5 protein-coding genes are annotated in these 5,055 nt (G+C 43.1%); all 5 read left to right on the top strand.

Translation table 11 applies throughout. The annotated features are described in order from the left end of the window. Positions 1–211 precede the first annotated feature (211 nt). The 5 genes from VB740_RS17115 (at position 212) to VB740_RS17095 (ending at position 4,647) form a co-directional block, all read left to right on the top strand. Entirely contained in the window at positions 212–1,249 is a 1,038-nt protein-coding gene (locus VB740_RS17115; RefSeq protein WP_323201163.1) for an NAD(P)-dependent alcohol dehydrogenase, read from the top strand. Positions 1,250–1,613: 364 nt separating this feature from the next. Beyond that, entirely contained in the window at positions 1,614–2,336 is a 723-nt protein-coding gene (locus VB740_RS17110; protein WP_323201162.1) for a Crp/Fnr family transcriptional regulator, read from the top strand. 202 nt (positions 2,337–2,538) lie between these two features. Beyond that, on the top strand, positions 2,539–3,285 hold the full coding sequence (locus tag VB740_RS17105) for a Crp/Fnr family transcriptional regulator (RefSeq protein ID WP_323201161.1): 747 nt from the start codon (positions 2,539–2,541) through the stop codon (positions 3,283–3,285). Positions 3,286–3,366: 81 nt separating this feature from the next. After that, the gene (locus VB740_RS17100) at positions 3,367–4,077 is read left to right on the top strand and encodes a Crp/Fnr family transcriptional regulator (RefSeq protein WP_323201160.1); all 711 of its coding nucleotides are present in this window, start codon (positions 3,367–3,369) and stop codon (positions 4,075–4,077) included. A gap of 159 nt (positions 4,078–4,236) precedes the next feature. Beyond that, positions 4,237–4,647 carry a response regulator gene (locus VB740_RS17095; protein WP_323201164.1) on the top strand — a complete coding sequence of 137 codons (411 nt, stop codon included), beginning with the start codon at positions 4,237–4,239 and terminating at the stop codon, positions 4,645–4,647. The last annotated feature ends 408 nt before the right edge of the window (positions 4,648–5,055 follow it).

Below are 5,055 nucleotides of genomic sequence, written 5' to 3'. Positions count from 1 at the left end.
TCGTCTTTAGACGACTTTTGCTATTAGCCTCAGAATTTATTCTGAGGCGGGCTAGTGCCCTGTCCCATTAATTTTGCGGGGCTGCTAGATCCCCGACTTCTTCAAGAAGTCGGGTATCTGAACACCACTAACCTCTCAAAACTTTTGCGATAAACCACTAGATGAGAATGAAATAGCCCTGTATATAATCTTTGGCAAAATAAGTCCGCCAATGAAAGCTTACGAAATTCAAAGCAACGCCGGGATTGATGCCCTCGCATTAGTCGATCGCCCTGAACCAAAACCAACTGCGGGACAAGTTCTCATTCAAGTCAAAGCAACATCCCTTAATTACCGCGATCTGCTTGTCATTGAAGGATCTTACGGTTCTGGACAAAAATATCCCTTAATTCCTCTGTCTGACGGTGCGGGGGAAGTCGTGGCGGTGGGGGAAGGTGTAACACGGGTTAAAATAGGCGATCGCGTCGCAGGTATTTTCTTCCAAGACTGGATTTATGGCTCTTTAACCAAAGAGAAAATGAAATCCGATTTAGGAGGCGGTATCAATGGAATGCTAGCTGAGTATGTCCTATTACACCAAGATGGTTTAGTAATATTACCTGACCATCTATCATACATTGAAGGCGCAACCTTACCCTGTGCAGCAGTCACAGCTTGGCATGGACTGGTGACAAAAGGTAATATTCGCGCAGGTGATAGTATTTTATTACTCGGTACTGGAGGTGTTTCGATTTTTGCTCTCCAGTTCGCCAAGATACACGGTGCTAGAGTGATTATTACTTCCAGCAATGATGAGAAATTGGCACGAACGAAACAGCTTGGTGCTGACAAAACAATCAACTACAAAACAACACCAGATTGGGAAAAGCAAGTTTACCAATTGACTAATCGCACAGGTGTAGATCATGTAGTTGAGGTAGGCGGTGCAGGTACTCTGCCAAAATCACTACAAGCAGTCCGCATTGGAGGACGTATTAGCTTGATTGGCGTATTATCAGGTAGAGGAAGTCAAATTGACCCCATGCCAATACTTTTTAAAAGTTTAACAGTTCAGGGAATTTATGTTGGCAGCCGAGAAATGTTTGAGGCGATGAATCAGACCATGCAAGAGCATCAAATCAAACCAATTATTGATCGAGTTTTCCCCTTCACCGAATCACGAGAAGCTTATCATTACCTCAAAAGTGCGGCTCACTTCGGTAAAGTCGTAATTCGTTCCAATGCTCCCAATGGGAATGTCTATCAGTAGGCTCGTTAAAACGGACTATAACCTTTCCTCAGTCGTCTTTAGACAACTTTCGCTATTAGACTCAGAATTCATTCTGAGGCGGGCTATTTTGCTATGTAGTTTGTATTATTTTGCTCTCAACCTTTAGATAGATGATAGATGCTTTAGCAGGCTATACCAGATTTATTGATTTAAATCAGGATTTATTTACTACTGTAAATCACTAATTTAATTATGTTATATTATATATAAATATGAAAAGCTAATCTTTTATTAAAATATTTTTAGGAATTACACCTTTTGACATATAGGATTCAAATTATTAGTTTTCTCCTTATGCCGCGAGTTGCCTTTTCTAGAGACGGCTATATTTAGGAGAATCCCAATGTCATTAAACAAAAATGCCCTTGAGCAACCAGCAAATCATTTGCTGGCAGCTTTGCCAGCGAGTGATTATGAGCGTCTTGTTCCCCATCTGAAGCTAGTTACGCTCTCAAATCGGCAAATACTTCACGAAGCAGGCGAACCGATCACACAGGTTTATTTTCCTAATAAAGCAGTCGTTTCTATAATCACCACTATGGAAGATGGCTCGACTGTAGAAGCTGGTTTAATAAGCAATGAAGGCATGGTGGGTATCCCAGTAATTTTAGGAGACAACATCACAACCACAACAGCATTAGTGCAGGTTCCAGACAGTGCTATGCAAATGGATGCGGATATACTCAGAAGCGAGTTCAATCGGGGTACAGCCCTTCAGAGCGTGTTGCTGCGCTACGTGCAAGGTGTATACACTCAAATAGCACAAGGAACTGCCTGCAACCGTCTTCATAAGCTAGAGAGGCGACTGGCTCGGTGGCTGCTAACAGTTTCTGACCGTCTGGAATCAGAAGAATTTCCACTTACGCAAGAATTTATCTCACAGATGCTGGGTGTACGTCGCGCTGGTGTCACCGAAGCAGCTAATATCCTGAGCGCAGCCGGAATCATCACTTACCACCGTGGTCAAATTAACATCCTAAATCGAGAGGCTTTAGAAAAAACCTCCTGCGAATGTTATCAGATTATAGAAGATGAATATGTCCGTTTATTGGGCAAAGCCCAATAAACGGCGAAAATAATTTTTTTCAAACTGCTATGTACGAAACCGTACAGACTCTAGCAAGTGTGTTCATTTAAGATTTTTGAGATTTTCCCCGTGTTTCTTTAGCGAATACACCTTTCGACATTAGGATCAGAAGCTTAAATCCTTTCCTTGTGCCCTGAGTTGGCTTTTCTAAAGTCACCTACCTTAAGGAGAGTGACTTCTAATGTCATTAGATAAAAGCCTTTTTCAGCAACCACCAAATAAGCTACTGGCAAAGCTGCCAGCGAGTGATTATGAACGTCTTGTCCCCCATCTAAAGCTAGTTCCGCTCCCATTACAGAAAATCCTTTACGAAGCAGGCGAACCCATTACACATGTCTATTTTCCTGATAAGGCAGTGGTTTCTATAGTTACTACTATGGAAGATGGCTCAACGGCAGAAGTTGGGATAGTAAGCAATGAAGGTATGGTGGGTATCCCGGTAATCTTAGGAGACAACACCACAATAACAACATCCTTTGTGCAGATTTCGGGCGCTGCTATGCAAATGAATGCAGATGTACTGAAAGCCGAGTTCAATCGGAGCGGAGCTATTCAAAGCCTGCTGCTGCGCTACGTACAAGCTGTATACTCTGAACTGGCGCAAGGAGCTGCTTGCAACCGTCTCCATACACTAGAAGAACGGCTGGCTCGCTGGCTACTCACAGTTTCTGACCGTCTCGAATCAGAAGATTTTCCACTTACGCACGAATTTATCTCCCAGATGCTAGGTGTACGTCGTTCCGGTGTGACAGTAGCGGCTAGCACCCTCAGCCGAGCCGGAATGATCAGCTACCAACGTGGTCATATTAGCATCCTGAACCGAGAGAATTTGGAAGCAACTTCCTGCGAGTGTCATCAAGTCATCCAAAACGAATTTGCTCGGTTACTGGGCTTTTTGCCCAGTAACCGAGCCAGAAAATTTTTTTGAGTTATGTGTGCGAAACCGAACCGACTAGCAAAAGTAACTTAATTTAGAATATTATGATCAAATTTCTTTTTTAATGTTTTAGTGAGCGACAAAACTCTTAAGCCGCAAGTAAATAAGTTACTCGCAGCTTTGCCAGACAGTGATTATGAGCGCCTTGTCCCGCACCTGAAGTTAGTTCCGCTTTCCACTCGGCAAGTCCTTTACGAACCTGGAGAACCCATCACACACGTCTATTTTCCCCAAAACGCAGTGATTTCTATAGTCACTAGTATGAAAGATGGATCGACAGTGGAAGTTGGGATAGTGAGTAATGAAGGCATGGTGGGTATCCCAGTAATTTTAGGAGGCAAGACAACAACCACAAAAGCGTTTGTCCAAGTTGCGGGTGCTGGAATGCAAATGGATGCAGATGTTTTGAGAACCGAGTTCAATCGGGGCGGGGCTATTAAAAACCTGCTGCTACGCTATCTACGAGCTATATATACCGAACTTACACAATCATGTGCCTGCAACCGTCTTCATACACTAGAAGAACGACTAGCTCGTTGGCTTCTCACAGTATCTGACCGTTTGGAATCAGAAGAATTTCCGTTGACGCAAGAATTTATTGCTCAGATGCTAGGTGTACGGCGCTCTGGTGTGACAGTAGCGGCTAGCGCCCTGAGCCGAGCCGGAATGATTCGCTATCAGCGTGGTCAAATTAACATCTTGAACCGAGAAGATTTAGAAGCAACTTCCTGTGAATGTTATCAAGTCATCCAAAAAGAATTTGCTCGGTTGCTGGGGAATTAGCCAAAGCGCGTAGGCATAGCCCGTCGTAGACATCGCTAGTGGATAATTTTACCTTCCTATGTCCGCAACCGGAAAGTACGCATCAAATGGCATTTACAAATACGTGCCTTTTGATGCAATTGCTACTCTAAGTGTTAGAGCTAGGCGGCGGTGAGAATAATGTCTAATCAATCGATGTCTTTTAAAGGTCTGCGATTGCTCGTTGTTGATGACGACCCTGATACAAGAACGTTACTTACTTTCCTGTTTGAAATGGACGGAGCAGAAATTATCACAGCGGCTTCGGCAGGTGATGCTCTAGAAATAATGTCATTGTTTAAACCGGACATCCTGATTAGTGACATTTATTTACCAGATGAAAATGGCTGCTCACTGCTCACAAAGATCAGAAAATTGGAAGCAAACCGAGGGAGAAAGATTCCAGCTATTGCTCTGACGGCATCAGCTTTCGACGAAGACCGTAATCTTGCAATATCAGCAGGTTATGATATATACCGTTGTAAACCGATAGACTTAGACGAATTAGCTTCTACAGTTGCTAGTTTAGCTAGGCTTGAACAATACGCTTGACGTATTTGAATGCATAAGGGAGGAGCCAATAAGTAAGTAAGCTTTAACTAAATTTTATTTATTTTGAAAATGCGATGTCTACCGCGGATTATGCAAACACCTGTGATTTTTATACTAAAGTAGTGTGTTGGCCTCTAGCCCGTCGTAGACATCGCATTTTCTTAGGAATCTTTTAATTTATTTCAACGTGAATTCGACGGCTTATATAGTACACCTCTTGCAAAATTCCCTAACACTCCACCCCCAACCCCTCCCCTTGATACTATGGTGTATACACAAGTTACCAGTTTTATCCGAATACGCTTGGGATAAGCCAGAAACCCCTCATGTAGATTTATCGCGTCTAAAAGACCGACACGTTAGAGAGACGCGATAAATCGCCGTCTCTACAAAGAATGTACTCGTCAA

The sequence above is a fragment of the Nostoc sp. UHCC 0251 genome, assembly GCF_034932245.1.
Classification (GTDB): Bacteria; Cyanobacteriota; Cyanobacteriia; order Cyanobacteriales; family Nostocaceae; genus Nostoc.
Note: the sequence above shows the minus strand (reverse complement) of the source record. Positions and strands in the feature narration are given on the sequence as shown.

Excerpts from the sequence above, each read along its gene's own strand:
- VB740_RS17105 (WP_323201161.1), top strand. The coding sequence starts at position 2,539 with ATGTCATTAGATAAAAGCCTTTTTCAGCAACCACCAAATAAGCTACTG.
- VB740_RS17115 (WP_323201163.1), top strand. The coding sequence starts at position 212 with ATGAAAGCTTACGAAATTCAAAGCAACGCCGGGATTGATGCCCTCGCA.
- VB740_RS17110 (WP_323201162.1), top strand. The coding sequence starts at position 1,614 with ATGTCATTAAACAAAAATGCCCTTGAGCAACCAGCAAATCATTTGCTG.
- VB740_RS17095 (WP_323201164.1), top strand. The coding sequence starts at position 4,237 with ATGTCTAATCAATCGATGTCTTTTAAAGGTCTGCGATTGCTCGTTGTT.